Annotated in this window: 24 protein-coding genes; all 24 read left to right on the top strand. The window is 61.9% G+C overall.

The genetic code is table 11. The features are described 5' to 3' along the window. Positions 1-24 precede the first annotated feature (24 nt). The 24 genes from D7325_RS11100 (at position 25) to D7325_RS10985 (ending at position 25,888) form a co-directional block, all read left to right on the top strand. Positions 25-2,250, top strand: a complete 2,226-nt coding sequence (locus tag D7325_RS11100; RefSeq protein ID WP_177431792.1) for a DNA internalization-related competence protein ComEC/Rec2 — start codon at positions 25-27, stop codon at positions 2,248-2,250. Between the two features lie 31 nt (positions 2,251-2,281). After that, complete coding sequence (locus D7325_RS11095) at positions 2,282-2,953, top strand: MotA/TolQ/ExbB proton channel family protein (protein ID WP_281273512.1); 672 nt, start codon at positions 2,282-2,284, stop codon at positions 2,951-2,953. Further along, positions 2,950-3,378 carry an ExbD/TolR family protein gene (locus D7325_RS11090; protein ID WP_120995653.1) on the top strand — a complete coding sequence of 143 codons (429 nt, stop codon included), beginning with the start codon at positions 2,950-2,952 and terminating at the stop codon, positions 3,376-3,378. Before D7325_RS11095 ends, D7325_RS11090 begins: the two co-directional genes overlap by 4 nt. Further along, the gene (lpxK, locus tag D7325_RS11085; protein WP_120995651.1) at positions 3,378-4,388 is read left to right on the top strand and encodes a tetraacyldisaccharide 4'-kinase; all 1,011 of its coding nucleotides are present in this window, start codon (positions 3,378-3,380) and stop codon (positions 4,386-4,388) included. Before D7325_RS11090 ends, lpxK begins: the two co-directional genes overlap by 1 nt. 27 nt (positions 4,389-4,415) lie before the next feature. Beyond that, on the top strand, positions 4,416-4,601 hold the full coding sequence (locus D7325_RS11080) for a Trm112 family protein (protein ID WP_120995649.1): 186 nt from the start codon (positions 4,416-4,418) through the stop codon (positions 4,599-4,601). Next, positions 4,598-5,362, top strand: a complete 765-nt coding sequence (kdsB, locus tag D7325_RS11075; protein ID WP_120995647.1) for a 3-deoxy-manno-octulosonate cytidylyltransferase — start codon at positions 4,598-4,600, stop codon at positions 5,360-5,362. Before D7325_RS11080 ends, kdsB begins: the two co-directional genes overlap by 4 nt. 45 nt (positions 5,363-5,407) lie before the next feature. After that, positions 5,408-6,427, top strand: coding sequence for a UDP-N-acetylmuramate dehydrogenase (gene murB, locus D7325_RS11070; RefSeq protein ID WP_120995645.1), 1,020 nt, complete (start codon positions 5,408-5,410; stop codon positions 6,425-6,427). A gap of 178 nt (positions 6,428-6,605) precedes the next feature. Further along, on the top strand, positions 6,606-7,343 hold the full coding sequence (rpsB, locus tag D7325_RS11065; RefSeq protein ID WP_120995643.1) for a 30S ribosomal protein S2: 738 nt from the start codon (positions 6,606-6,608) through the stop codon (positions 7,341-7,343). A gap of 126 nt (positions 7,344-7,469) precedes the next feature. Further along, a complete protein-coding gene (tsf, locus tag D7325_RS11060) occupies positions 7,470-8,339 on the top strand; it encodes a translation elongation factor Ts (RefSeq protein ID WP_120995641.1) in 870 nt (289 codons plus the stop codon). A gap of 154 nt (positions 8,340-8,493) precedes the next feature. Further along, a complete protein-coding gene (pyrH, locus tag D7325_RS11055; protein ID WP_120995639.1) occupies positions 8,494-9,237 on the top strand; it encodes a UMP kinase in 744 nt (247 codons plus the stop codon). Beyond that, positions 9,234-9,791 (top strand): ribosome recycling factor, encoded by a 558-nt coding sequence (gene frr, locus D7325_RS11050; protein WP_120995637.1) that lies wholly within the window; start codon positions 9,234-9,236, stop codon positions 9,789-9,791. The genes pyrH and frr overlap by 4 nt, the downstream gene beginning before the upstream one ends. A gap of 171 nt (positions 9,792-9,962) precedes the next feature. Next, positions 9,963-10,724: a polyprenyl diphosphate synthase gene (gene uppS / locus D7325_RS11045; protein WP_120995634.1), complete on the top strand. Its 762-nt coding sequence runs from the start codon at positions 9,963-9,965 to the stop codon at positions 10,722-10,724. Beyond that, positions 10,718-11,530: a phosphatidate cytidylyltransferase gene (locus tag D7325_RS11040; protein ID WP_120995633.1), complete on the top strand. Its 813-nt coding sequence runs from the start codon at positions 10,718-10,720 to the stop codon at positions 11,528-11,530. Before uppS ends, D7325_RS11040 begins: the two co-directional genes overlap by 7 nt. Beyond that, complete coding sequence (gene ispC, locus D7325_RS11035; RefSeq protein WP_177431791.1) at positions 11,530-12,720, top strand: 1-deoxy-D-xylulose-5-phosphate reductoisomerase; 1,191 nt, start codon at positions 11,530-11,532, stop codon at positions 12,718-12,720. Before D7325_RS11040 ends, ispC begins: the two co-directional genes overlap by 1 nt. A 12-nt stretch (positions 12,721-12,732) precedes the next feature. Beyond that, positions 12,733-14,082, top strand: a complete 1,350-nt coding sequence (gene rseP, locus D7325_RS11030) for a sigma E protease regulator RseP (protein WP_120995631.1) — start codon at positions 12,733-12,735, stop codon at positions 14,080-14,082. Positions 14,083-14,146: 64 nt separating this feature from the next. Then, positions 14,147-16,507, top strand: a complete 2,361-nt coding sequence (gene bamA / locus D7325_RS11025) for an outer membrane protein assembly factor BamA (RefSeq protein WP_120995630.1) — start codon at positions 14,147-14,149, stop codon at positions 16,505-16,507. Between the two features lie 30 nt (positions 16,508-16,537). After that, positions 16,538-17,041: an OmpH/Skp family outer membrane protein gene (locus D7325_RS11020; RefSeq protein WP_120995629.1), complete on the top strand. Its 504-nt coding sequence runs from the start codon at positions 16,538-16,540 to the stop codon at positions 17,039-17,041. A 16-nt stretch (positions 17,042-17,057) separates the two neighbouring features. Next, a complete protein-coding gene (lpxD, locus tag D7325_RS11015) occupies positions 17,058-18,104 on the top strand; it encodes a UDP-3-O-(3-hydroxymyristoyl)glucosamine N-acyltransferase (RefSeq protein ID WP_120995628.1) in 1,047 nt (348 codons plus the stop codon). A gap of 90 nt (positions 18,105-18,194) precedes the next feature. Continuing rightward, entirely contained in the window at positions 18,195-18,635 is a 441-nt protein-coding gene (gene fabZ / locus D7325_RS11010; RefSeq protein WP_120995627.1) for a 3-hydroxyacyl-ACP dehydratase FabZ, read from the top strand. Beyond that, entirely contained in the window at positions 18,632-19,408 is a 777-nt protein-coding gene (gene lpxA / locus D7325_RS11005) for an acyl-ACP--UDP-N-acetylglucosamine O-acyltransferase (protein WP_120995626.1), read from the top strand. Before fabZ ends, lpxA begins: the two co-directional genes overlap by 4 nt. 1 nt (position 19,409) lies before the next feature. Further along, positions 19,410-20,555, top strand: coding sequence for a lipid-A-disaccharide synthase (lpxB, locus tag D7325_RS11000; protein WP_120995625.1), 1,146 nt, complete (start codon positions 19,410-19,412; stop codon positions 20,553-20,555). After that, positions 20,539-21,183, top strand: a complete 645-nt coding sequence (gene rnhB / locus D7325_RS10995; protein WP_120995624.1) for a ribonuclease HII — start codon at positions 20,539-20,541, stop codon at positions 21,181-21,183. Before lpxB ends, rnhB begins: the two co-directional genes overlap by 17 nt. A gap of 115 nt (positions 21,184-21,298) precedes the next feature. Then, the gene (dnaE, locus tag D7325_RS10990; RefSeq protein ID WP_120995623.1) at positions 21,299-24,820 is read left to right on the top strand and encodes a DNA polymerase III subunit alpha; all 3,522 of its coding nucleotides are present in this window, start codon (positions 21,299-21,301) and stop codon (positions 24,818-24,820) included. A gap of 117 nt (positions 24,821-24,937) precedes the next feature. Next, entirely contained in the window at positions 24,938-25,888 is a 951-nt protein-coding gene (locus D7325_RS10985; protein ID WP_120995622.1) for an acetyl-CoA carboxylase carboxyltransferase subunit alpha, read from the top strand. Positions 25,889-25,923: the final 35 nt, after the last annotated feature.

The raw sequence follows: 25,923 nt of genomic DNA, 5'->3' as shown, positions 1-25,923 counted from the left end.
GCCCTTCGACTCAGGAGCAAAGGAATGCCCGCAGGGATGTTGGCGCTCGCACTGGGGCTCGTTCTGCCTCGATTTCTTCCCGTTCTGCCGCCCGTTTGGCTGGTCTGGGTATTGCTGGCGGCCGGTGTGCTGATCCTGCCGCTCGGTCTGAAGCGCTTGTCGCTGGTGATCATTGGGCTTGGCTGGGCCTGCTTGAACGCTCACTGGGCCCTGGCCGACCGGTTGGCTCCCGAACTCGATGGTCGAACAGTCTGGCTCGAGGGCGAGGTCGTCGGTCTTCCCGAATGGTCCTCGGAAGTGAGCCGGTTCGAGCTCACCGACCTGCGGTCGCGTCATGCGGGGCTGCCCGAGCGTGTTCGGCTGGCCTGGTACGGCGGCCCCAGGTTGCATGCCGGCGAGCGTTGGCGACTGGCGGCGCGGCTGAAACGGCCTCACGGCTCGGTCAATCCTCAATCCTTCGATTACGAAGCCTGGCTGCTGTCTCGACATGTAGGTGCGACCGGTTCGATCAAGGCCGGCGAACGGATGACTGCGGCGGCCGGAGTCGGAACATGGCGCGACGCCTTGCGCAATCGCCTGCTGGAGGTGGAAGCGCATGGCCGATCCGGAGCGATCGCTGCGCTGGTCCTGGGCGATGACAGCGGCCTCTCGTCGGCGGACTGGTCGGTACTTCAAGCCACCGGGACGGTGCATTTGCTGGTGATCTCGGGCCAGCACGTCGCGTTGCTGGCCGGTTTGCTCTATCTGGTCGTGAGCGGTCTGGCGAGATGGGGGCTATGGCCTTCCGCCGTGCCCTGGCTGCCCGCCGCCTGCGGCTGCGCGGCTTTGGGCGCCTTTGGATATGGCGCTCTGGCGGGATTCGACGTTCCGGTCCAACGAGCCTGTCTGATGGTGCTGATGATCCTGCTATGGCGGCTGTGCTTCCGGCATCTGGGTGCCTGGGTGCCGCTGATCATGGCAATGGTCGCGGTGCTGGTGGTGGAGCCGCTGGCCTCGCTGAAGCCGGGCTTCTGGTTGTCCTTCGGTGCCGTGGGATTGCTGATCTTCGCTTTCTCGGGCCGTCTGGGGCGCTCGCCTGCCTGGCAGACCCTGTTCCGGGTGCAGTGGGTAATGACGCTGGGGCTTCTTCCGCTGATGCTCGCCATGGGGCTGCCGATCAGCATCAGCGGACCGCTGGCGAATCTGATTGCCGTGCCTTTCGTCAGCGCGATTGCGGTGCCGCTCTCGTTGCTCGGCACGACGCTGTTGCCGGTGCCCGTCGTGGGTGAGTTTCTGTTGTCGCTGGCGGGGCTGTCGCTCGAATGGCTTTTTCGCTGGCTCGGCATGCTCGCCGCCTGGCAGCCGGTCTGGCATCCGCAGACATTGCCAGTCCCGTCCCTGCTCGCCGTGGGGCTGGGGGCGTTGCTGCTTCTGGTGCCGCGTGGGGTGCCGGTGCGTCTTGCGGGCCTGCCGCTGGTGCTGGTGCCTTTGCTGTTCGGCGGGCGATCCGAGCCGTTGAGTGGCCAGGCGGACGTGTGGGTATTCGATGTCGGGCAGGGGCTGTCGGTGCTGGTCCGAACCCAGAACCATGCTCTGCTGTACGACGCGGGTCCGAGACACGGCGAGTTCGATAGCGGCGAACGGCTGATCGTCCCCTCGCTCGGCGCGCTGGGCGTGCGGCATCTGGATCGCTTGCTGATCAGCCATGCCGATAACGATCATGCCGGTGGGGCGGTGGCGGTCGCACGTGCCTTGCCGGTTTCGCGGGTCATGAGCGGCGAGCCTGGCGAGCTGATGCCATCGCTGGGCGCCGAGCCATGCGAGGCGACCACCTGGGAATGGGATGGGGTGCGGTTCGCGACATGGCAGAGCGATAGGCCCGAGTCGGGTAACGGCGCCTCGTGTCTTCTCATGATCGAGGCGCAAGACGAGCGGATGCTGCTCACCGGCGATATCGACAGGCGCACTGAGGCGAGGCTGCTGGATAGTGGTTGGCCGGTCCGGGCGGAGTGGCTTGTTCTGCCGCATCACGGCAGTGGTGGGTCCAGCTCTGCATCGTTCATCGACGCTGTCCAGCCGCACTCGGCGCTCGTTTCGCGCGGGCTGCACAACCCGTTCGGGCATCCCGACGAGGCGGTGGTCCGGCGTCTGGACCGGGATTCGATCGGCTTGCACGACACTGCCAGGCATGGCGCCATTCATGTCCGGTTGGGCATGAGGCAGCCCGCGACTCACCTGCGTGACGAGCGGCGCTTCTGGCGGGAAAAATGAGAACGGCGGCCGTCAGCCAGGCGAGGGCCCTATGCTAGAGTGGCGCCGAATTTTTCGGGGGGATGCGCTTGTGTGGGAGCTGGTTAAAGCGGGCGGCTGGATCATGCTGCCGATCATTCTTTGTTCCATCGCCGCGGCGGGCATCATCGCGGAACGCCTCTGGACGCTGCGTCCGAGCAGGGTCACGCCACCTCACCTGCTCGGCCAGGTATGGAAGTGGATCAAGGACAAGAAACTAAGCAACCAGAAGCTCAAGGAGCTGCGTGCCGACTCTCCGCTGGGTGAAATCCTCGCCGCGGGACTGGCCAACTCCAAGCATGGTCGGGAGATCATGAAGGAATGCATCGAGGAAGCCGCTGCGCGGGTCGTGCATGACCTGGAGCGCTATCTCAATGCATTGGGCACGATTGCGGCGATGGCGCCGTTGCTCGGACTCCTCGGCACCGTTCTCGGCATGATCGAGATTTTCAGCTCGTTCATGGGGGCCGGCATGGCAAACGCCCCGCAGCTGGCCGGCGGCATATCCAAGGCGCTCATCACGACTGCCGCGGGTCTGTTCGTGGCCATTCCTGCGCTGTTCTTCCATCGTTATCTGCAACGGCGCGTGGATGAACTGGTCGTGGGTATGGAGCAGGAAGCGATCAAGCTCGTGGAAGTCGTACAAGGCGATCGTGACGTTGACCTGGGTGAGGGCAAGGCGTGAAGTTTCGACGCAAGCCGCGGGAGAACGTCGAGATCGGCCTTGCGCCGCTGATCGACGTGGTGTTCATCCTGCTGTTGTTCTTCGTGGTGACGACCACGTTCACGCGCGAGACTCAGCTGCAGGTCGATCTCCCGGAGGCAGCCAGCGGGACACCGCCGCAACCGACCGAGCTGCGACAGCTGGAAATCCTGATCGACGCAACCGGTGCGTTTTCGCTCAACGGCAAGGTCCTGCTGAGAAGCGACCTGGCAAGCCTGATGGCCGCGCTCGGCAAGGAGTCCGGCGGCGATGCGAGCCTGCCGGTGATCATCAGCGCGGATGCGAAGACGCCGCATCAAGCCGTGGTCACGGCCATGGATGCCGCCGGCAAGGCCGGGTTTTCGCATTTGCGCATCACGACCGTAGAGGCACAGGAAACTCCCTGATGAGCCTCAGTGGCCTGCTGAATGCCATCTGGTATGAAGGGCGGCCCATCCCGTCGCTTCTTCTGCCGCTCGAGCAGCTTTATCGAGTGGTCGTGGAGCGGAAGCGACAAGCCTTCCTTGCCGGACACACCCTGAGCTATCGCGCCAGGGTACCGGTTATCGTGGTTGGCAACCTGACGGTCGGAGGGACAGGCAAAACACCGGTCATCCTCTGGCTCGCCAATCATTGCTCACAGCGCGGCCTGCGCGTCGGTGTCGTCAGTCGGGGGTACGGTGCCAAGCCGCCTTCTCTGCCCTGGCTGGTCCGGCCGGACCAATCGGCTAACGAGGTGGGTGACGAGCCCTTGCTGATCGCCCAGCGCGCACGGGTACCGGTCGTCATCGATCCGGACCGGGCCAGGGCGGTGCGGCGCCTCGAACAGGAGGGTGTCGATCTCATCCTGTCTGACGATGGCTTGCAACACTACCGGCTGGCACGTGACCTGGAGCTGGTTCTTGTCGATGCGGCGAGGGGCTTCGGCAACCGTCATTGCCTGCCGGCGGGGCCTCTTCGGGAGCCGCTCCAGCGCTTGGAGCAGGTCGATGCCATGCTGTGCAATGGACAGACAACGGACAGTGCAGAGGGCTTTGGTCTCACGCTGGCGCCCACCGGGTTGGTATCGCTTGCCGATGATAGCGATGGCTCGCTTGAGCGATTCCCCGCAGGCCAGCCGGTGCATGCCGTGGCTGGCATCGGAAACCCGGAGCGTTTCTTCGGTACGCTGGAGGCGCTAGACTGGCGCCCGATTCGTCATCCCTTCGCCGATCACGAGGCTTATCGTCCCGAACAGCTCCGGTTCGATGACGGATTGCCGGTGGTGATGACGGAAAAGGACGCAGTCAAATGCCGTTCGTTTGCCGAGTCCGATTGGTGGTACCTGAAGGTCGACGCCGTGCCGTCGGCTGGGTTCGTTGCCTGGTTCGACGAACAGCTCGCGCGATTGACCGGCCAGCCATCCTGGCGTCTGTAGCAAAGCCATTGAACGAAGGACGAACCCGTGGACACCAAGCTGTTGGACATACTCGCATGCCCCCTGTGCAAGGGCTCGTTGAAGCTGGCCGAGGATAAGTCGGAGTTGATCTGCCGAGCGGATGGACTGGCTTTTCCGGTGCGTGACGGCATTCCGGTGATGCTGGAAGGAGAGGCCCGTACGCTCGATCTAGACGAGCGCCTCGATAAATGAGCGTGCCATTCCTGGTCGTGATTCCGGCACGCTTCGCCTCCAGTCGACTTCCGGGCAAGCCACTGCAGCTCATCGCGGGCAAGCCGATGATCGAGCATGTCTGGCGGCAGGCGACAAGCAGCTCCGCCTCGCGGGTAGTGGTCGCAACCGATGATGCGCGTATCGTGCAGGCCTGTGAGGCCTTCGGCGCCGAGGCGCTGCTCACGCGCCCTGATCATGAGTCGGGAACGGATCGATTGGCAGAAGTTGCCGACCAACTCGCGCTGCCGGACGACACCATCGTCGTGAATGTCCAGGGCGACGAGCCCATGATTCCGCCAGCGGTCATCGATCAGGTGGCGCAGAACCTCGCCAGCAATCCTCAGGCAGCCATCGCGACCCTCGCCGAGCCGTTGCGTGAAGCCGAGAGTTTGTTCAATCCCAATGTCGTCAAGGTGCTCAGCGATAAGGCTGGCCTAGCCCTGGCGTTTTCTCGTGCACCGTTGCCCTGGGCACGCGATCAGTTCGCGGCCGATCGTGACTGTTTGCCTGAAGGGGTTCCTTATCGGCGTCACATTGGAATCTATGCCTATCGGGCCAGACTGCTACGGCAGTTTGTCGCCTGGGGATCCTGTTGGCTGGAAGAAACCGAGCGGTTGGAGCAATTGCGTGCACTCTGGCATGGCGAGCGCATTCACGTTGCCGATGCGGTGAGTCCTTTGCCGGCCGGGATCGATACGCCGGACGATCTCGAGCGCGTGCGCCGGTTGCTGGGACATTGACTCGATGTGTCGCTTAGCTGGCGCATGCGCGGTGGTCGATCGGCAATGAGCCTGCCCATCCAGAAGAACGTGCCGCTGCAGACGCTGAACACGTTCGGTCTGCCGTCTTCGGCGCGTTACTTCGCCTCGATCACGAGCGATGAGGATCTGCGTGCAGGGCTGCAGTTCGCTGCGGAGCGGAATCTCGATACCTTGATTCTCGGAGGAGGCAGCAACCTGTTGCTGACGCGGGACGTCGATGCGCTGGTCCTGCACATGGTTGGTCGCGGCGTCCGGGTTGTAAGCGATGATGGCGAGCAAGTCGTCATTGAGGCAGAGGCCGGGGAGCCGTGGCATCCCTTCGTTCTGGATACCTTGGCTCGCGGGTTGGTTGGTCTCGAGAATCTCAGTCTCATACCCGGCACCGTGGGAGCATCGCCCATCCAGAACATCGGTGCTTATGGCGTCGAACTCAAGGATGTGTTCGAAGGGCTCGATGCCTGGGATCGGCATGAGGGCCGAATCAGATCGCTCGATGCCGGCGACTGCGCGTTCGGCTACCGTGACAGTCGTTTCAAGCGTGAGCCGGGGCGCTGGATCGTGCTGCGTGTGCGCTTCCGCCTGCATCGACATGCCGGGTTGCGGCTGGAATATGGCGCGATACGCCAATGGCTGAAGCAGGACGGAATTGACTCTCCGACTGCGCAAGATGTCAGTCGAGCAGTCTGTGCGATTCGGCGTGAAAAGCTGCCGGATCCAGCCGTGCTGGGCAATGCGGGCAGCTTTTTCAAGAATCCCGTCGTCGATTCGGCGGTAGCGGCTTCGCTGCAGTCGGCTCACCCGGGCATCGTGATCTATCCGCAGGCCGATGGCTCGGTGAAGCTGGCAGCCGGATGGCTGATAGAGCAGGCGGGCTGGAAAGCGCATCGAGAGGGTGACGCTGGCGTGCACGCGCTGCAGGCCCTGGTGCTGGTCAATCATGGCGCGGCGCATGGCGAAGACATATTGCTGCTGGCGCGTCGTATTCAGGCGAGTGTCGCGGAGCGCTTTGGCGTCGTGCTGGAAATCGAGCCGAGCGTTCTGTGATACACAGGCTGCGGCCTTCCTTAGGCTTGCGTTCTGTGATATAAAACGCGCCGCTTTTGCGGATGCTGTCTGTGAAAGCTTAACTCCGCACACGCATCGGCACGGTGCCCTGGGTGCCCGAAAGGGTTGGGTATCGGGATGCGTGGAGGCCTAACCCGATTCTTTCGAGGAAGTCCCAATGTCTCAAGTCACCATGCGCGATATGCTGAAGGCCGGTGTGCACTTCGGCCACCAGACCCGTTACTGGAACCCGAAAATGGACAAGTACATTTTCGGCGCGCGCAACAAGATTCATATCATCAACCTGGAAAAGACCCTGCCGATGTTCAACGAGGCCCTCGCCTTCGTTGAGAAGCTGGCTGCCGGCAAGAACAAGATTCTGTTCGTGGGCACCAAGCGTTCGGCTGGCAAGCTGGTCCGTGAAGAGGCTTCCCGTTGCGGCTCTCCTTACGTCGATCATCGCTGGCTGGGCGGCATGCTCACCAACTACAAGACGATTCGTGCGTCCATCAAGCGTCTGCGCGAGCTCGAGACTCAGGCCCAGGATGGCACTTTCGACAAGCTGACCAAGAAAGAAGCCCTGATGCGTAGCCGCGATCTCGAAAAGCTCGAGCGTAGCCTGGGTGGTATCAAGGAAATGGGCGGCCTGCCTGATGCCATGTTCGTCATCGACGTCGATCACGAGCGCATCGCCATCAGCGAAGCGAACAAGCTGGGGATCCCTGTGATCGGTATCGTAGATACCAACAGCAGCCCTGAAGGTGTTGACTACATCATCCCTGGTAATGATGACGCAATCCGCGCCGTGCAACTGTACCTGGGCGCCATGGCCGATGCCATCCAGCGCGGGCGTCAGAACGGTGGCAGCGGCGACGAGTTCATCGAAGAAACCGCCTCCGAGGCCGCTGAAGGCTGATAGCCGGCCTCTTGCAGCGTCACCCGTTGGACAGAAAGGGGGCTAGGCCCCCTTTTTGCCACTTCACGTTTTGATTGCCCTTTGAACGGGCAGGTTAATAAAACCGAAGATCGAGAGGATTGCGATATGGCAGAAATTACTGCAGCCCTGGTTAAAGAACTGCGCGAGCGCACGGGCCTGGGCATGATGGATTGCAAGAAGGCACTCACCGCTGCTGGTGGTGACATCGAAAAGGCGATCGACGACATGCGCGCTGCCGGTGCGATCAAGGCGGCGAAGAAAGCCGGCAACATCGCTGCCGAAGGTGCGATTGCCGTCAAGGTTGCGGATGACAACAAGACCGCCGTCATCATCGAAGTCAACTCGCAGACCGATTTCCTCGCGTTGCAGGATGACTTCAAGGGCTTTGTTGCAGACTGTCTGAACAAGGCGTTCGAGCAGAAGCTGACCGATGCCGCCCCTCTGGTCGAGCAGCAGGAAGATGCCCGTCTGGCTCTGGTTTCCAAGACCGGTGAGAACGTCAATATCCGCCGCCTGACCCGCGTCGAAGGCGATGTTGTCGGTGCCTACCTGCATGGTCATCGTATTGGCGTGCTGGTCACGCTCAAAGGCGGTAGCCCGGAACTGGCGAAAGATATCGCCATGCACGTAGCGGCGAGCAACCCTCAGTTCGTCGAGCCGTCCCAGGTCTCCGAAGAAGCGGTTGCCAAGGAAAAGGAAATCTTCCTCGCGCTGAACGCCGAGAAGATTGCAGGCAAGCCTGAGAATATCGTTGAAAACATGGTCAAGGGCCGTATCAACAAGTTCCTGGCCGAAGCCAGCCTTGTCGAGCAACCCTTCGTCAAGGACCCTGAAGTAACCGTTGGCGCTCTGGCCAAGAAAGCTGGCGCAGAAGTGGTTTCCTTCGTTCGTTACGAAGTGGGCGAGGGCATCGAGAAGGCTGAAGTCGATTTCGCTGCGGAAGTTGCCGCCCAGGTTGCTGCTACCAAGCAGTGAGTTCGGTGCAGTAGCGTTGAGAGAGGTCGCTCGCCTGCGCGTGCGGCCTCTTTATGCAAATGGGGACCGGTTTTTTATCGTGTCCCGGCACCAACCGGTATGTTGGCGGTCGAAGCGCATATTTTTACTCAGTGTCGGCAGGAGATAGAGCTAGATGGCCCAGCAGGTCAGTGGACGCAAACCTCGCTATAAAAGAATTCTTTTGAAGCTCAGTGGCGAGGCGCTGATGGGCTCCGAGGACTTCGGTATCGATCCGAAGGTTCTGGACCGAATGGCTCTCGAAGTCGGCCAGTTGGTAGGCATCGGCGTCCAGGTTGGCCTGGTCATCGGTGGCGGCAACCTGTTCCGTGGCGCGGCGTTGTCTGCGGCGGGCATGGACCGAGTAACCGGCGATCACATGGGCATGCTGGCTACGGTCATGAATGCCCTGGCCATGCGTGACGCGCTCGAGCGATCCAATATTCCCGCATTGGTAATGTCGGCTATTTCGATGGTCGGCGTGACCGATCACTACGATCGGCGCAAGGCCATGAGGCATCTCAATTCGGGCGAGGTGGTGATTTTCTCGGCCGGTACCGGTAATCCCTTCTTTACGACCGACTCCGCCGCGTGCCTGCGCGCGATCGAAATACAGGCGGACGTCGTGCTCAAGGCAACCAAGGTCGATGGCGTCTACACCGCCGATCCATTCAAGGATCCGAACGCGGAGCGCTTCGATCGGCTCACCTACGACAACGTGCTGGATCGCAAGCTCGGGGTGATGGACCTGACGGCCATCTGCCTCTGCCGCGACCACAATATGCCGTTGCGTGTGTTCAACATGAACAAGTCCGGCGCGCTGCTGAACATCGTCCTCGGTGGCGCAGAAGGCACTCTGATCGAGGAATCCAACGAATGATCAACGAGATCAAGCAGGAAGCGCAGGATCGCATGAAGAAGACGCTGGAGTCGCTGGAGCATGCGTTCGCCAAGATTCGCACCGGCCGCGCCCATCCCAGCATTCTTGATGGCGTCATGGTGTCTTACTACGGCAGCGATACGCCGCTGCGTCAGATTGCCAACGTGGTCGCCGAGGATTCGCGTACCTTGGCGCTGACCGTCTTCGACAAGAGCATGATCCAGGCGGTCGAAAAAGCGATCATGACGTCCGATCTTGGCTTGAACCCGGCTACCGCCGGCACGACGATCCGCGTGCCCATGCCGGCCTTGACCGAGGAAACGCGCAAGGGCTACACCCGTCAGGCGCGCGCCGAGGCCGAGAATGCGCGTGTTGCCGTGCGCAACATCCGTCGCGATGCCATCGCGCAGCTGAAGGATCTGGTGAAGGAAAAGGAAATCAGCGAGGACGAGGAACGTCGGGGCCAGGACGACGTTCAGAAGATCACCGACAAGTTCATTGCGGAGATCGACAAAGCGCTCGAGAACAAAGAGTCCGATCTGATGGCAGTATGATGCCGACTTGGCCCCGCTGAAGCGGGGCCGCGGGCTTGGTCAGCATCGATGCCTGCCATCGATTGCTGTCCCGAGCAATCGTGCGGGGGAGCCGAGCGGCTCACTCCGATTGCAGGATCCGATCATGCGGTCCGCCCATCGTTAGCGCCCGAGTGCGCAAGTAGAGAGTACATGGATAAGGTCAGGCAGATTGCCGGGCGAAGCATTCCCCGTCATGTCGCCATCATCATGGATGGCAATAACCGCTGGGCCAAACGGCGTTTGCTGCCAGGGGTTGCAGGACACAAGGCCGGCGTCGACGCAGTAAGGGCAGTGATCGAGGTTTGCGCCGAAGCCGGTGTCGAGGTGCTAACGCTGTTCGCATTTTCCAGTGAGAACTGGCAGCGCCCGGCTGACGAAGTCGGTGCCTTGATGGATCTCTTCCTTTCGGCGCTGAAGCGAGAAGCCCGCAAACTCAAGGAAAACGACATCCGGCTGCGCATCATTGGCGACCGTTCGCGGTTTCACCCGGAGCTCCAGGCCGCCATGCTCCAGGCCGAAACGATCACTGCGGAATGCTCCGGCTTCGTCCTGCAGGTTGCGGCCAATTACGGAGGGCAATGGGATATCGCCCAGGCCGCACGACAGCTCGCCGAAGCGGCATCCGCGGGGCGGCTGAACCCCGACGAGATCACGCCTGCCCTGTTCGAGCGGCATCTTGCTACCGACGGTACGCCAATGCCCGACCTGTGCATTCGTACCGGAGGGGAGCGACGCATCAGCAATTTCCTGCTCTGGCAGCTGGCGTATGCGGAACTGTATTTTTCCGACCTGTTCTGGCCCGACTTCAAACATGAGGCGATGAAGCTGGCGCTTGCCGATTTTGGCAACCGACAGCGCCGTTTCGGCAAGACGAGCGAGCAGGTGGTGAGAGAGGCTCAGGCGGAATGTTAAAGCTGCGGGTCATCACGGCGCTGGTCATGTTGCCGGTCGCTCTGGTCGGTTTTTTCTGGCTCGAGGGACTCGCATTCGCACTGTTCTTTGGGGCGATCATCGCGCTGGGGGCCTGGGAATGGGCGCGGTTGGCAGGTTTCGTCGGCCAGGCCGCGCGATGCGGCTTTGCAGTGGCGGTCGCCATCCTGCTGGGCATCCTTTACACCCAGCCGGGCTGGTCGATGCCGCTGGTGCTGCTGGGAGCGCTATGGTGGGTGCTCGCTACGGCTTTGGTAATGACCTATCCGGCAAGCAGTCGTTTCTGGGGCGGTCGCTCTGGCAGTCTGGCCATCGGTCTGCTGATCCTGGTGCCGGCCTGGTTGGCGTTGCTCGCATTGAAGCAGCGGCCCAATGGAAACTGGCTGATCGTTGCGGTGATGGCGCTGGTCTGGGTCGCCGACATTGGCGCATATTTCTTCGGACGAGCCCTCGGGCGGCGCAAGCTGGCACCCATGGTCAGCCCGGGAAAAAGTTGGGAAGGCCTCTTGGGCGGGCTGGTCTGCAGTCTGATCGTCACGGTCATCGTCGGGGTCAATATCGGTCTTTCGCTGCCGCAGTTGGCCGCCAGCCTTGCGGGCGCGGCGATCGTGGTATTGCTGTCCGTGGTCGGCGATCTCACCGAAAGCATGTTCAAGCGCAAGGCCGGGGTGAAAGACAGCAGCCAGCTGCTGCCAGGGCATGGCGGCGTCCTGGATCGAATCGATAGCCTGACGGCTGCGGTGCCGGTGTTCGCGGCGCTGCTGTGGCTGAGCGGATGGGGCAGCTGATGGGCGGACGTCTGCGTATTACCGTGCTGGGCGCCACCGGTTCGATAGGCCTGAGCACGCTGGACGTCATTGCCAGGCATCCGGATCGATACGAGGTCTTCGCTCTGACGGCGCATTCACGCGTCGATGAGCTCCGTGTTCTCTGTCTGCGGCATCGCCCTGCCTACGCTGTGATTACCGACGAGCAGGCGGCTCGTTCGCTGCAGCAGCAGCTGGATGCGGCCGGAATGCCGACGCGCGTGCTGGTTGGGGTTGGTGGGCTGCTGGAAGTTGCCGCTCACCCGGATACCGATGCGGTCATGGCGGCGATCGTCGGCGCCGCCGGGCTGCCGGCCACGCTGGCGGCCGTCAAGGCTGGCAAGCGCGTATTGCTCGCCAACAAGGAGGCGCTGGTCATGTCCGGCGCGCTGTTCATGCAGGCTCACCGCGACAGTGGAGCGGTGCTGTTGCCCATCGACAGCGAACACAATGCGATCTTCCAATGCCTGCCGACCAACTTCGCCAGCGGGCTTGGTTCGGTAGGCGTACGGCGCATCTTGCTCACCGCCTCCGGCGGGCCGTTCCGGCAGACGCCGGCTGCCCAGCTCACTGATGTCACGCCGGAACAAGCATGCGCACACCCCAACTGGTCGATGGGTCGCAAGATTTCGGTCGACTCAGCGACCATGATGAACAAAGGGCTCGAAATGATCGAAGCCTGCTGGCTGTTCGGTGCCCGACCGGAGCAGGTCGAGATCGTCGTCCATCCGCAAAGCGTGATTCACTCGATGGTCGATTATGACGATGGGTCGGTCCTGGCGCAGTTGGGCAATCCCGATATGCGTACCCCCATCGCGCATGCGCTCGCATGGCCGGCGCGCCTGGAGTCGGGCGTCCAGCCGCTGGATCTGCTCAGCATCGGATCGCTTGAATTCGAAGCCCCCGACGAGACCCGTTTTCCGTGCCTGCGCCTGGCGCGTGAAGTGGCTAGGACAGGAGGGACGGCGCCGGCCACGCTGAATGCGGCGAATGAAGTGGCGGTAGATGCGTTCCTGGCGCGGCGCATAGGCTTCACCGCGATCGCCGCGCTGATCGAGGACGTGCTCGCTGCAAGCGAGGCTCGAACGATCGCGTCGCTCGAGGATGTCATGATGGCCGACAGGCACGCGAGAGCGCTGGCGGACGGCTGGTTGGCCAAGCGAGCCAATTAGTGGGAGGTTGAGATGAGTGCGCTGTACATGATCATCGGGACGCTCATTGCGCTCGGTGTGCTGGTCACCTTCCACGAATACGGGCACTTCTGGGTGGCCCGACACTGCGGGGTGAAAGTCCTGCGCTTTTCCGTCGGCTTCGGTAAGCCGCTGGTTCGTTGGCACGATCGGCAGGGCACCGAGTTCGTCATCGCAGCCATTCCGCTGGGTGGCTACGTAAAGATGCTCGACGAGCGTGAAGCACCGGTGGCGCCGGAACTCCTTCAGCAGGCCTTCAACCGCAAGACCGTCAGGCAACGCTTCGCCATCGTATCCGCCGGCCCCGCGGCCAACTTTCTGCTGGCTCTGTTGTTCTTCTGGCTGATCGCCATGCTGGGCAGCGAGCAGATACGACCTGTCGTGGGCGCTGTGCAACCGGATAGTCTGGCCGCCCAGGCGGGTATCGAACCGGGTCAGGAAATCATTTCCATCGATGGCGAGCCTACCGCCGGTTGGTCGGCGGTCAATCTACAGTTGGTCCGACGGCTTGGCGAGACGGGCACGCTCACGCTGGAACTCCAGGAAGAGGGCGGTGCTTCTCGATCGGTGTCCGTTCCGCTCCGGCAATGGCTTCAGTCCGTCGAAGAACCGGATCCGATCGCCGCGCTCGGCATCAGGCCATGGCGCCCCGAAGTGCCTGCTGTTGTTGCTGAGCTCGAGCCCCGTGGGCCGGCTGAACAGGCGGGAATAACGGTCGGCGACAAGCTGCTGCGGGTCGATGACGTGCCGATCACCCAGTGGAGCGATCTGGTCGAGGCGGTACGGGCGCGCCCAGGCAAATTGGTGGCGTTGCAATTCGAGCGGGACGGCAAGACTCGAGAGATTGAGGTGACGCTCGGTTCGCGAGAGCAGCAAGGCGAGCAGTTTGGCTTTCTCGGTGCTGGCGTGAAGGGCGTCCAGTGGCCTGACGGCATGACGCGCACGATCAGCTACGACCCCTTGAGCGCGGTCGCGCGAAGTTTCGAGCGAACCTGGGAAATGAGCCTCCTCACCCTGGATTCGTTGAAGAAAATGCTCCTTGGCGAGCTCTCCGTAAAAAACTTGAGTGGCCCCATAACGATTGCTAAAGTGGCCGGCGCTTCTGCCCAGTCCGGCCTAGGAGACTTCCTCAATTTCCTTGCCTATCTGAGCATTAGCCTGGGGGTGCTCAATCTCTTACCGATACCGGTACTCGACGGCGGTCACCTGCTCTTCTACATGATCGAGTGGGTCCGTGGGCGTCCATTATCCGAGCGGGTGCAGGGATGGGGGATGCAGATCGGAATCAGCCTTGTGGTGGGCGTCATGCTGCTCGCGCTAGTCAACGATCTAGGCCGACTCTAACCCTGCGACCTATGTCCGCGCTTCGCGCCGGCTCGTCAATCAAGTCTGTATAAGAAAGGACTTCATGAAACGTCTGCTGCTACCTGCGGTGATTTCCGCTCTGATGGTCACCGAAGTTCACGCCGAGTCCTTCACCATTTCCGATATCCGCGTCAACGGCCTGCAGCGTGTCTCAGCGGGAAGCGTCTTTGGCGCACTTCCGCTCAACGTCGGCGACTCGGTCGATGACCGTCGGCTCGTCGAGGCGACGCGGGCCCTGTTCCGGACTGGTTTTTTCGAAGACATCCGACTCGGTCGAGACGGCGATGTGCTGGTCGTTACGGTGGTCGAGCGCCCGTCGATTTCGCGTATCGAGATTGAAGGCAACAAGGCGATAAAGACCGAGGACTTGCTTAGTGGTCTTCAGCAGTCGGGACTGGCCGAAGGCGAGATCTTTCAGCAAGCGACGCTGGAAGGGGTTCGAAACGAGCTGCTGCGCCAATACGTGGCGCAGGGTCGTTATTCGGCCGATATCGAAGCGAAGGTCGTTCCTCAGCCGCGCAATCGGGTCGCGCTCGAAATCGACATCAATGAGGGCTCGGTCGCCGCGATCAAGCACATCAATGTGGTCGGAAATTCGGTTTTCTCCGATGAAGAGTTGACCGATCTGTTCGAGTTGAAGACCAGCAATTGGCTCTCGTTCTTCAAGAACGACGACAAGTATGCGCGTGAGAAACTCTCGGGCGATTTGGAGCGACTCCGCTCCTATTATCTGGATCGCGGCTATATCAACATGGATATCAGCTCGACCCAGGTCTCCATCACGCCGGACAAGAAAGACGTTTACATCACCGTCAACGTTGATGAAGGCGAGCGTTATCGTGTCAGCGAGGTGAAGCTCAGTGGCGACCTGAAGGTTCCTCAGGAAGAGCTGGAGTCGTTGCTGCTGGTGAAGGAAGGGCAGGTTTTCTCGCGCAAGGTGATGACTACCACCTCCGAACTCATCACCCGCCGCCTGGGCAATGAAGGCTATACCTTCGCAAACGTGAACGGTGTGCCGGAGGCGAACGACGAGGACAACACGGTCTCGATCACGTTCGTCGTCGACCCCGGCAAGCGTGCCTACGTGAACCGAATCAACTTCCGTGGCAACACCAAGACCGAAGACGAAGTGCTGCGACGTGAAATGCGCCAGATGGAAGGTGGCTGGGCTTCGACTTATCTGATCGACCAGTCCAAGACTCGGCTCGAGCGGCTCGGCTTCTTCAAGGAAGTGAACGTCGAGACCCCTCCGGTGCCGGGCACGGACGACCAGATCGACGTCAACTACACGGTCGAGGAGCAGCCTTCCGGGTCCATCACGGCCAGTATCGGTTTCGCGCAGAATGCGGGCCTCATCCTCGGTGGCGCGATCAGTCAGAACAACTTCCTGGGTACGGGTAATCGCGTGAGCCTTGGTCTGACGCGCAGCGAATACCAGACGCGCTACAACTTCGGCTTCGTCGATCCCTACTGGACCGAGGACGGGGTCAGCCTGGGCTACAACGCCTTCTACCGCACCACCGACTACGACGAACTCGACTACGACATTTCGAGCTATGCCGTCGATAGCATGGGTGCCGGCATGAACATCGGTTACCCCATCAGCGAGACCTCTCGTCTGTCGTTCGGTCTTGCGGTTCAGCAGGACAGCATCGATACCGGTCTCTACACCGTCGATGAGATTTTCGACTTCATCGAACAAGAAGGGGATAGCTACCTCAACTTCAAAGCGTCGGCCGGCTGGTCCGAGTCGACCCTGAACCGCGGCGTGCTGGCAACGCGTGGCCATTCGCAGAGCGTGGTGCTCGAGTCGACCATCCCGGGCAGCGACCTGTCGTTCTATAAGCTGGACTACGACGCTCAGTTGTTCGTGCCGATCAGCCGGACCTACACGCTGCGCATGCATACCCAACTGGGCTACGGGGATAGCTTCGGCTCGACCTCGAGCCTGCCGTTCTATGAGCATTACTATGCGGGTGGCTTCAGTTCGGTTCGCGGCTTCGAAGATAGCAGCCTTGGCCCCCGCAGCACGCCGAGCGACGGAACCAACCCGGGCACGGTCAAGGACCCGGATCAGGACCCGCTCCCTTATGGTGGCAACGTATTGGTGCAGGGCGGCCTGGAAGTGCTGTTCCCAATGCCGTTCGTCAAGGACCAGCGCTCGTTGCGAACGTCGGTTTTCTGGGATGTCGGTAATGTCTTCGATACCAACTGTGCCGCGGCGGCAGAAGCGAAAGGCAACTGCAGCGACATCGATTTCGGCGACATGGCCAGCTCCGTTGGTGTCGGACTGACGTGGATCACAGCGCTTGGACCCCTGAGCTTCAGCTTGGCCATGCCGGTCGTCAAACCCGAAAATTCCGATCCCCAGGTCTTCCAGTTCTCTCTCGGACAAACATTCTGATGTCCGTGTTTCATTCAGGAGTCGTCTCCCGTGCGTAAGCTCATTCAATTGTCCCTTCTCGCTTCGATGCTCGTCGCGGGCCCCGTTTTTGCCGAGATGAAAATCGCGGTCCTGAACTATCAGATGGCACTGCTCGAGTCGGACGCCGCCAAGCGTTACGCCGTCGATGCGGAGAAAAAGTTCGGCCCGCAACTCGACAAGCTGAAGGCTCTGGAGAGCGATGCGAAGCGGATCCAGGATCGTCTGGTCAAGGACGGCGAAAAGATGCAGCAAGCCGAGCGCGAGCGGCTGGAGCTCGAGTTCAAGCAGAAGGCGCGCGATTTCCAGTTCCAATCCAAGGAGCTGAACGAGGCCAAGGCGGTAGCTGATCGTGACATGCTCAAGCAGCTCAAGCCCAAGCTCGACAAGGCTGTCGAGGAAGTCATCAAGAGCGGTGACTACGACTTGGTGCTCGAGCGTGGTGCTGTCGTGGACGTCAAGCCACAGTTCGACATCACCCGCCAGGTCATCGAGCGCATGAACCAGATGCGCTGATAAGGGCCTGGGTCCGATGATCACGCTGGAACAATTGGCCGAGCGGGTAGGAGGTACCGTTCGCGGCGAGCGCCGTGAACCGATCGCCGGCCTCGCGACGCTGCAGGAAGCTGGACCGGATCAGGTCAGCTTTCTGGCCAATGCGCAGTATCGGCGTTTCCTTGCCTCCACCCAGGCAGCAGCCGTTCTGCTGACCGAGGCCGACGCGCTTTCATACGATGGGGTGGCTGTTGTCGTCACCAATCCTTATCTCGCTTACGCCCAGGCGTCTCACTTGTTCGAGACCCGGCCTGACAGTGTGGCAGGCGTACATCCGACAGCGGAGATTGCGCCTGGCGCAAAGATCGATCCCAGCGCCAGCATCGGCGCCTATGTCGTGATCGAAGCGGGTGCCGTGATCGAGAAGGATGTCGTCATTGGTGCCCATGGCTTCGTCGGCGCACGGAGCCGGATCGGCGAAGGGGGACGCCTCGCTCCTCGGGTGACGCTCTATCACGATGTTTCGATCGGCAAGCGTGTAGTCATTCAGTCCGGTGCGGTGATTGGTGGGGAAGGGTTTGGCTTCGCCAATGAACGAGGCGTGTGGCAGAAAATCGCCCAGATCGGTGGCGTGACGATCGGCGATGACGTGGAGATCGGCGCGAATACGACGATTGATCGGGGCGCCTTGTCCGATACCGTTCTTGGCGATGGCGTGAAGTTGGACAACCAGATTCAGATCGCTCACAACGTTCAGATCGGCGACCACACCGCTATGGCCGCTTGTGTCGGCATTTCCGGCAGCACGCGGATCGGCCGTCACTGCATGATCGCGGGTGGGGTCGGCATGGTTGGCCATATCGAGGTTTGCGACAATGTTTTCGTGACCGGGATGACGATGGTGACCCGCTCGATTACCGAGCCTGGTAGCTATTCATCCGGCACGGCGATGCAGGCGGCGTCCGATTGGAAGCGCAGCGCGGCAAGGTTCCGTAACCTGGACGATCTGGCTCGCCGGATTCATGACCTTGAAAAGCGCCTGGCAGCGGTGACCCGAAGCGACGATGGCGCTTCTGATGCCTGATTGCTCGCCCGCTGAATTGCTTGGCTGAGCGTGCACAGCCTGTCCGATCAAGACGGCGGGCCCTTTACCTAATACAGGCCACTCCTTTACATGATGGATATCAACGAGATTCGTGAGTATTTGCCGCACCGCTACCCGTTCCTGCTGGTCGATCGGGTGGTTGAGCTCGACACGGACGCCAAGCGCATCCGCGCCTACAAAAACGTCACGATCAACGAGCCGTTTTTCAACGGGCATTTTCCGCAGCATCCCATCATGCCGGGCGTGTTGATCATCGAGGCGATGGCGCAGGCGGCCGGCATTCTCGGTTTTCGCATGCTTGACGTGAAGCCGGCCGATGGCACCCTCTATTACTTCGTAGGCTCGGACAAGCTGCGCTTCCGCCAGCCCGTCCTGCCCGGCGACCAACTTATCCTCGAGGCAAAGTTCCTGAGCGTTAAGCGCGGCATCTGGAAATTCGAATGCCAGGCCAGTGTCGATGGCAAGCCGGTGTGCTCCGCAGAGATCATCTGCGCGGAAAAGAAGCTATGACATCGATTGATCCCCGGGCTATCGTCGATCCTTCGGCGCAGTTGGCGGACGGGGTCACGGTGGGTCCGTGGTCGATCATCGGGCCGGACGTAGTCATCGGTGAGGAGACGCACATTGCCTCGCATGTCGTCATCAAGGGGCCGACCCGAATTGGCAAGCGCAATCGCATCTACCAGTTCAGTTCCATCGGTGAGGACACGCCTGACCTGAAGTACAAGGGCGAGGCCACTCGCCTGGTCATCGGCGACGACAATGTCATCCGCGAAGGGGTCACCATTCACCGTGGAACGGTGCAGGATCGTGCCGAAACGACCCTGGGCAACCACAACCTGATCATGGCCTACGCGCATATCGGTCACGACAGCGTCATTGGCAATCACTGCATCCTGGTGAACAACACGGCGCTGGCCGGACATGTGCACGTTGGCGATTGGGCGATCCTGTCCGGGTACACCCTGGTGCACCAGTACTGCCATATCGGCGCCCACGCCTTTTCCGGCATGGGGACGGCCATAGGCAAGGACGTGCCGGCGTTCGTCACGGTGTTCGGCAATCCCGCCGAGGCGCGCAGCATGAACTTCGAAGGCATGAAGCGCAGGGGTTTCTCGAGCGAGGCCATGCAGGCCCTACGGCGTGCTTACAAGACGGTCTATCGCCAGGGTTTGACGGTGGAGGAAGCGCTGTGCGAGCTCGACGAAGCCGCCAAACAGTTCTCGGAAGTCGCCCTGTTCCGCGATTCCATCCAAGCGTCGAACCGCGGTATCACTCGCTGACATGAAACGGCTTCGTATCGCCTTGGTCGCCGGGGAAGCCTCCGGGGACATCCTGGGCGCAGGCCTGATGCGGTCCATTGCGGCTGTACGGCCAGACGTGGAGTTCATCGGTGTCGGTGGCGCCCGTATGGAAGCAGCAGGGCTGGCCTCGTTGTTTCCCATGGAGCGCCTGTCGGTCATGGGCCTGGTCGAGGTGATCGGTCGTCTGCCCGAACTTCTGTCTCGCCGCAGGCGCCTGGCCGCCACGCTCATCGAGGCGCAACCCGACGTCTTCATCGGCATCGATGCGCCCGACTTCAACCTCGGTCTCGAGCTCACCCTGCGGCAGGCGGGCATCCGCACCGTGCATTACGTCAGTCCGTCAGTCTGGGCGTGGCGACAGAAGCGGGTGTTGAAGATGCGCGCGGCTTGTGACCTGGTCCTGACACTCTTCCCGTTCGAAGCGCGTTTCTATGAGACGCACGGCGTGCCTGTCCGCTTCGTTGGCCACCCGCTTGCCGACGACGTGCCGCTGGCTATCGACCGTGCCGAGGCACGCGACCAGCTGGGAATGCCGACTGACGAGCCGGTGGTGGCCCTGATGCCAGGGAGCCGGGAAGGCGAAGTGGCTCGGCTCGGGACGCTGTTTCTCGACACGGCGGAACGTCTGCGTGCCCTGCGGCCAGGGGTACGGTTCGTGCTGCCCTGCGCTAATCCTCAGCGACGCGAGCAGATCGAGGCGATGCTGGTTCATCGCGAATTGCCGCTAATGCTGCTCGACGGGCGTTCGCATGATGCACTTGCCGCGTGCGACGCGGTGCTCATTGCGTCCGGCACGGCAACCCTCGAGGCGTTGCTGTTCAAGCGGCCGATGGTAGTCGCCTACCGCGTGGCGCCCCTGACCTACCGCATTTTGCGCCGTCTGGTGCGGAGTCCCTTCGTATCGTTGCCTAATCTGCTGGCGGGTACGCCCTTGGTACCTGAGTTGCTGCAAGAGGCCGCGCAACCGGACGAAATGTCATCGTTGCTTGCCGGCCTGCTTCAGGGGGGCGAGGTGCAGACGGAGCGATTCGACGAGATTCACCGGATGCTGCGCCGAGGTGCTTCGGACGAGGCGGCGGCGGGTGTCCTCGAATTGATAGGGGCGAACCATGCAGCTCGGGCTTGATTTCAAGCTGGTCGAGGAGCTGGTGGCTGGCGTGGACGAAGTGGGGCGAGGCCCCCTGTGTGGTCCGGTGGTCACCGCAGCGGTGATTCTCGATCCGAGTCGTCCGATCCTTGGGCTCAACGATTCGAAGAAGCTATCGCAGGTGCGTCGCGAAGCGTTGTTCGATGAAATCTGCGAGAAGGCGCTGGCGTGGTGCATCGGGCGCGCGGAAGTCGAGGAAATCGACACCCTCAACATCCTCCACGCGACGATGCTGGCGATGCAACGCGCAGTCGAAGGCTTGAGCGTATTGCCCAGACTGGCCCTGATCGATGGCAATCGCTGCCCGAAACTGGCCGTTCCCAGCGCTCCAGTCGTTCAGGGCGACGCGAAAGTGCCAGCCATCGCCGCGGCCTCGATCCTGGCGAAGGTCAGCCGTGACCGTGAAATGCAATCGCTCGACCTCGACTATCCTGGCTACGGCTTTGCCGCCCACAAGGGCTACGCGACAGCCGAGCATCTCGAGGCCCTGTACCGTCTTGGCCCGACGCCCATACATCGGCGATCGTTCGCGCCGGTCCGTCTGTCGCTCGAAGCAGCGATTCCCGTTGTGCCTGAACTGTCCGAAGGGCTGGCCATCGTCGGTTAAGTGGGCATCGTTGCGCTCCGGTCGTCATGCGACGGTCATATGCCTAGCAATGGCCCCCAGCCGTTCGGACAAAGGCGTTACAATCGCGCGCCCCACTTGTTGAGCCAGGTCCGCCATGCCCGCCGCGTTCGTCCATCTACGTCTTCATACCGAATTTTCTCTGGTCGACGGGCTGGTGCGGGTCAAGCCGTTGGTCAAGGCGGTCGCTGGCGCCGGCATGCCCGCCGTTGCCGTCACTGACCAGAGCAACATGTGCTCGCTGGTGAAGTTCTACAAAGCCGCCATGGGGACGGGGATCAAACCGATCAGCGGCGCCGACATCTGGCTCGCCAGCCGGGAGGAAGACGGTCCGCTCAGTCGCATGACGCTGTTGGCCATGAATGCGAAGGGCTACCGCAATCTCACCGAGCTGATTTCCCGCGGCTGGACCGAAGGTCAGCGCAACGAACTGGTGATCATCGAGCGCGATTGGGTGAAGGCGGCGGCAGAGGGGCTGATCGCCTTGTCGGGGGCCAAGGAGGGGGAGGTCGGCATGGCCTTGCTCGGCGGCGATCCGGCGTTGGCCGAAGCCCTGTTGCACGAGTGGATGGGCGTCTTCCCGGAGCGCTTCTACCTCGAAGTCCAGCGTACCAACCGCGTGAACGACGAAGAGCATTTGCACGCGGCGGTCGCGCTTGCCGATCGCTGCGGTGCGCCGCTGGTCGCGACCAACGACGTGCGCTTCCTCAAGCCGGAAGATTTCGAGGCGCACGAAACACGCGTCTGCATCGGCGAGGGGCGCACGCTCGATGACCCGCGCAGGCCGCGTAACTATTCGAATCAGCAGTACCTCAAGACACCCGAGGAGATGTGGGAGCTGTTCTCGGATCTGCCCGAGGCGCTCGAAAACACCGTCGAGATCGCCCGGCGCTGCAATATCGAGGTGCAGTTGGGTAAATACTTCCTGCCGGATTTCCCCACGCCGAATGGAATGGGCATCGACGATTACCTGCGTCATGTGTCGTTCGAAGGGCTCGAAGAGCGGCTGAAAGTAGTTCTGCCTGCCGACACGCCAGACTACGAAGCGAAAAAGCAGGTCTACGTCGACCGGCTGAATTTCGAGCTCGACATCATCATCCAGATGGGCTTCCCGGGCTACTTCCTCATCGTGATGGACTTCATCAAGTGGGCGAAGAACAACGGGGTGCCGGTCGGCCCTGGCCGCGGATCGGGTGCCGGTTCGCTGGTCGCCTATGTCTTGAAGATCACCGACCTCGACCCGCTGGCCTATGACCTGCTGTTCGAACGCTTCCTCAACCCCGAACGGATTTCCATGCCCGACTTCGACGTCGACTTCTGCATGGATGGCCGCGACCGGGTGATCGACTACGTGGCCGAGGCATACGGTCGCAACGCGGTGAGCCAGATCATCACCTTTGGCACCATGGCGGCCAAGGCGGTGGTGCGCGACGTCGCGCGCGTGCAGGGCAAGTCCTACGGGCTGGCGGACCGGCTGTCGAAGATGATTCCGTTCGAAGTGGGCATGACGCTGGAAAAGGCCTACGAGATGGAGGAGCCGCTACGCGAGTTCCTCAAGAACGATGAGGAAGCCCAGGAAATCTGGGACATGGCCCTCAAGCTCGAAGGCATCACGCGCGGCACCGGTAAGCACGCCGGCGGTGTAGTGATCGCGCCGACCAAGCTGACCGATTTCTCGCCGATCGCCTGTGACGAGGAGGGCGGTGGCCTGGTGACCCAGTTCGACAAGGACGACGTCGAGCAGGCGGGCCTGGTGAAGTTCGACTTCCTCGGCCTGAGGACCCTGACCATCATCAAGTGGGCGATGGAGACCATCAACCGCGAGCAGGCCAAGAAGGGGCTCGAGCCGGTCAATATCGACTTCATTCCGCTCGATGACGCCAGGACCTACGACCTACTGCAGAAAGCCGAGACCACGGCGGTGTTCCAGCTCGAATCGCGCGGCATGAAGGAGCTGATCAAGAAGCTCAAGCCGGACTGCCTCGAAGACTTGATCGCCCTCGTCGCGCTGTTCCGCCCCGGCCCGCTGCAATCGGGCATGGTCGACGACTTCATCAACCGCAAGCATGGACGTGCGGAGGTTTCCTACCCGCACCCCGACTACCAATACGCCGGGCTGGAGCCGGTGCTCAAGCCCACCTACGGCATCATCCTCTACCAGGAGCAGGTGATGCAGATCGCGCAGGTGATGGCCGGTTACACGCTCGGTGGCGCGGACATGCTGCGCCGGGCCATGGGCAAGAAGAAGCCCGAGGAAATGGCCAAGCAGCGTGGCGGGTTCATCGAGGGTTGCCGAAACAACGGCATCGATGCGGAGCTTGCCGGCAACATCTTCGACCTCGTGGAAAAGTTCGCCGGCTATGGCTTCAACAAGTCGCACTCGGCCGCCTACGGTCTGGTCTCGTACCAGACGGCGTGGCTGAAAGCGCACCACCCGGCGCCCTTCATGGCCGCGGTGCTGTCGGCGGACATGCACAACACCGACAAGGTGGTCACGCTGATCGAGGAATGCCGCAACATGAAGTTGCGCATCGTCGCGCCGGACGTGAACAACTCAGAGTTCAAGTTCACGGTCGACGATGACAACCGGATCGTCTACGGCCTGGGTGCGATCAAGGGGGTCGGCGAGGGGCCGGTCGAGGCGATCGTCGAGTGCCGCAACGAAAGCGGCCCCTTCGCGGACCTGTTCGATTTCTGTGCCCGCGTCGATCTCAAACGCATCAACAAGCGCACGCTCGAGGCGCTGATCCGCGGCGGTGCGCTCGACCGGCTCGGCCCGTATTTCTCCGACGAGCCCAAGGCCTACCAGGCGAACCTCGACCGGAACCGCGCCGTGCTGCTGGCGGCGATGGAGGAAGCCATCCAGGCGGCCGAGCAGACTGCCCGCAGCCTCGACAGCGGTCACATGGACCTGTTCGGCGGACTGTTCGCCGAACCCGAAGCGGATGTCTACGCCAATCATCGGCAAGCGCGTGAACTGTCGCTCAAGGAACGCCTGCGCGGAGAAAAGGAAACGCTGGGGCTTTACCTCACGGGTCACCCGATCGACGAATACGAAGGCGAGGTTCGCCGGTTCGCTCGTCAGCGCATCGTCGACCTGCGTCCGTCTCGCGAAACCCAGACGCTCGCCGGGCTGATCGTCAATCTGCGCGTCATGAAGAACAAAAAGGGCGACAAGATGGGCTTCATCACACTCGATGACCGATCGGGGCGGATCGAGGCATCGCTGTTCGCCGATGCGTTCGCCAGCGCCCAGGCGCTATTGCAGACCGACGCGCTGGTGGTGGTCGAGGGAGAGGTCAGCAACGATGATTTCTCCGGGGGCCTGCGCCTGCGCGCCAAGCGGGTGATGAGCCTGGAGGAGGCACGCACGGGGCTGGCCGAAAGCTTGAGGGTCAGGGTCGTGCGCGATGCGTTGCAGGGTGAACGACTGCGCTGGCTGGCCGACGTGTGTGGCCGCTTCCGCGGTGCCTGCCCGATCACCATGGAATACACCGGGGCGGATGCCCGCGCGTTGCTGCAGTTCGGCGAGAACTGGCGGATCGACCCGGCCGATAACCTGATCCAAACGCTGCGTGACCAGTTCGGACGCGACAACGTCTTCCTCCAATATCGATAGCCGCGCCCGAGGGTCGTGGGGGTAATTTTCGTTCGACCGGAAGCCCCCCGTCCCGTAAGGTAAGGCGCAAAAAACGGAACAGCCCCGGCCCGAACGGCCGATGCATGACGGATGACTATGAACCCGAATTTCCTCGATTTCGAACAGCCGATCGCCGACCTGCAAGCCAAGATCGAAGAGCTGCGCCTGGTGGGCAACGACAATGCCCTGAACATCAGCGACGAGATCGCCCGTCTGCAAGACAAGAGCGAGTCGCTGACCGAGAGCATCTTCAGCAACCTCAGCAGCTGGCAGATCGCTCAGCTGGCGCGCCATCCACGCCGTCCCTATACCCTCGATTACATCACGCTGTTGTTCACCGAGTTCGATGAGCTGCATGGCGACCGCCATTTCTCCGATGACCACGCGATCGTCGGCGGTGTGGCCCGTTTCGAGGGCGAGCCGGTCATGGTGATCGGGCATCAGAAGGGGCGGGACGTGCGTGAGAAGGTACGGCGCAACTTCGGCATGCCGCGGCCGGAAGGCTACCGCAAGGCTTGCCGATTGATGGAAATGGCCGAGCGCTTCAAGCTGCCGATCCTCACCTTCATCGATACGCCCGGCGCCTATCCGGGTATCGATGCCGAGGAACGCAACCAGAGTGAGGCCATCGCCTGGAACCTGCGGGTCATGGCGCGGCTCAAGACGCCGATCATCGCCACGGTCGTGGGCGAGGGCGGTTCGGGTGGTGCATTGGCGATCGGCGTCTGTGATCGGTTGAACATGCTGCAGTACTCCACCTACTCGGTCATTTCGCCGGAAGGCTGTGCGTCGATTCTCTGGAAAACAGCGGAGAAGGCGCCGGATGCGGCGGAAGCCATGGGCATCACGGCCGAGCGCCTGAAGGGGTTGGGGATCGTCGACAAGGTCATTTCCGAGCCGCTGGGTGGCGCCCACCGCAATCCGGCGATCATGGCCGAGGCGATGCGCGAAACCTACCGCGTCCAGCTTGCCGAGCTGAAGGGACTCGACACGGACAAGCTGTTGTCGTCCCGCTACGACCGCCTGATGAGCTACGGCGTCGCCTGACGTCGCGAGGCGTCGCCAGATGGGCGGTGCCTCTC

Source organism: Stutzerimonas urumqiensis, assembly GCF_003640395.1.
GTDB lineage: Bacteria > Pseudomonadota > Gammaproteobacteria > Pseudomonadales > Pseudomonadaceae > Stutzerimonas > Stutzerimonas urumqiensis.
This window is presented reverse-complemented; position numbering and strand designations above follow the sequence as displayed.

Coding starts and splice junctions, on each gene's coding strand:
- D7325_RS11100 (WP_177431792.1), top strand. CDS start 25: ATGCCCGCAGGGATGTTGGCGCTCGCACTGGGGCTCGTTCTGCCTCGA.
- ispC (WP_177431791.1), top strand. CDS start 11,530: ATGGGCGGACGTCTGCGTATTACCGTGCTGGGCGCCACCGGTTCGATA.
- dnaE (WP_120995623.1), top strand. CDS start 21,299: ATGCCCGCCGCGTTCGTCCATCTACGTCTTCATACCGAATTTTCTCTG.
- D7325_RS10985 (WP_120995622.1), top strand. CDS start 24,938: ATGAACCCGAATTTCCTCGATTTCGAACAGCCGATCGCCGACCTGCAA.
- kdsB (WP_120995647.1), top strand. CDS start 4,598: ATGAGCGTGCCATTCCTGGTCGTGATTCCGGCACGCTTCGCCTCCAGT.
- pyrH (WP_120995639.1), top strand. CDS start 8,494: ATGGCCCAGCAGGTCAGTGGACGCAAACCTCGCTATAAAAGAATTCTT.
- rpsB (WP_120995643.1), top strand. CDS start 6,606: ATGTCTCAAGTCACCATGCGCGATATGCTGAAGGCCGGTGTGCACTTC.
- D7325_RS11040 (WP_120995633.1), top strand. CDS start 10,718: ATGTTAAAGCTGCGGGTCATCACGGCGCTGGTCATGTTGCCGGTCGCT.
- lpxK (WP_120995651.1), top strand. CDS start 3,378: ATGAGCCTCAGTGGCCTGCTGAATGCCATCTGGTATGAAGGGCGGCCC.
- D7325_RS11095 (WP_281273512.1), top strand. CDS start 2,282: ATGCTAGAGTGGCGCCGAATTTTTCGGGGGGATGCGCTTGTGTGGGAG.
- lpxA (WP_120995626.1), top strand. CDS start 18,632: ATGACATCGATTGATCCCCGGGCTATCGTCGATCCTTCGGCGCAGTTG.
- lpxB (WP_120995625.1), top strand. CDS start 19,410: ATGAAACGGCTTCGTATCGCCTTGGTCGCCGGGGAAGCCTCCGGGGAC.
- uppS (WP_120995634.1), top strand. CDS start 9,963: ATGGATAAGGTCAGGCAGATTGCCGGGCGAAGCATTCCCCGTCATGTC.
- frr (WP_120995637.1), top strand. CDS start 9,234: ATGATCAACGAGATCAAGCAGGAAGCGCAGGATCGCATGAAGAAGACG.
- rseP (WP_120995631.1), top strand. CDS start 12,733: ATGAGTGCGCTGTACATGATCATCGGGACGCTCATTGCGCTCGGTGTG.
- fabZ (WP_120995627.1), top strand. CDS start 18,195: ATGATGGATATCAACGAGATTCGTGAGTATTTGCCGCACCGCTACCCG.
- lpxD (WP_120995628.1), top strand. CDS start 17,058: ATGATCACGCTGGAACAATTGGCCGAGCGGGTAGGAGGTACCGTTCGC.
- rnhB (WP_120995624.1), top strand. CDS start 20,539: ATGCAGCTCGGGCTTGATTTCAAGCTGGTCGAGGAGCTGGTGGCTGGC.
- tsf (WP_120995641.1), top strand. CDS start 7,470: ATGGCAGAAATTACTGCAGCCCTGGTTAAAGAACTGCGCGAGCGCACG.
- murB (WP_120995645.1), top strand. CDS start 5,408: ATGAGCCTGCCCATCCAGAAGAACGTGCCGCTGCAGACGCTGAACACG.
- bamA (WP_120995630.1), top strand. CDS start 14,147: ATGAAACGTCTGCTGCTACCTGCGGTGATTTCCGCTCTGATGGTCACC.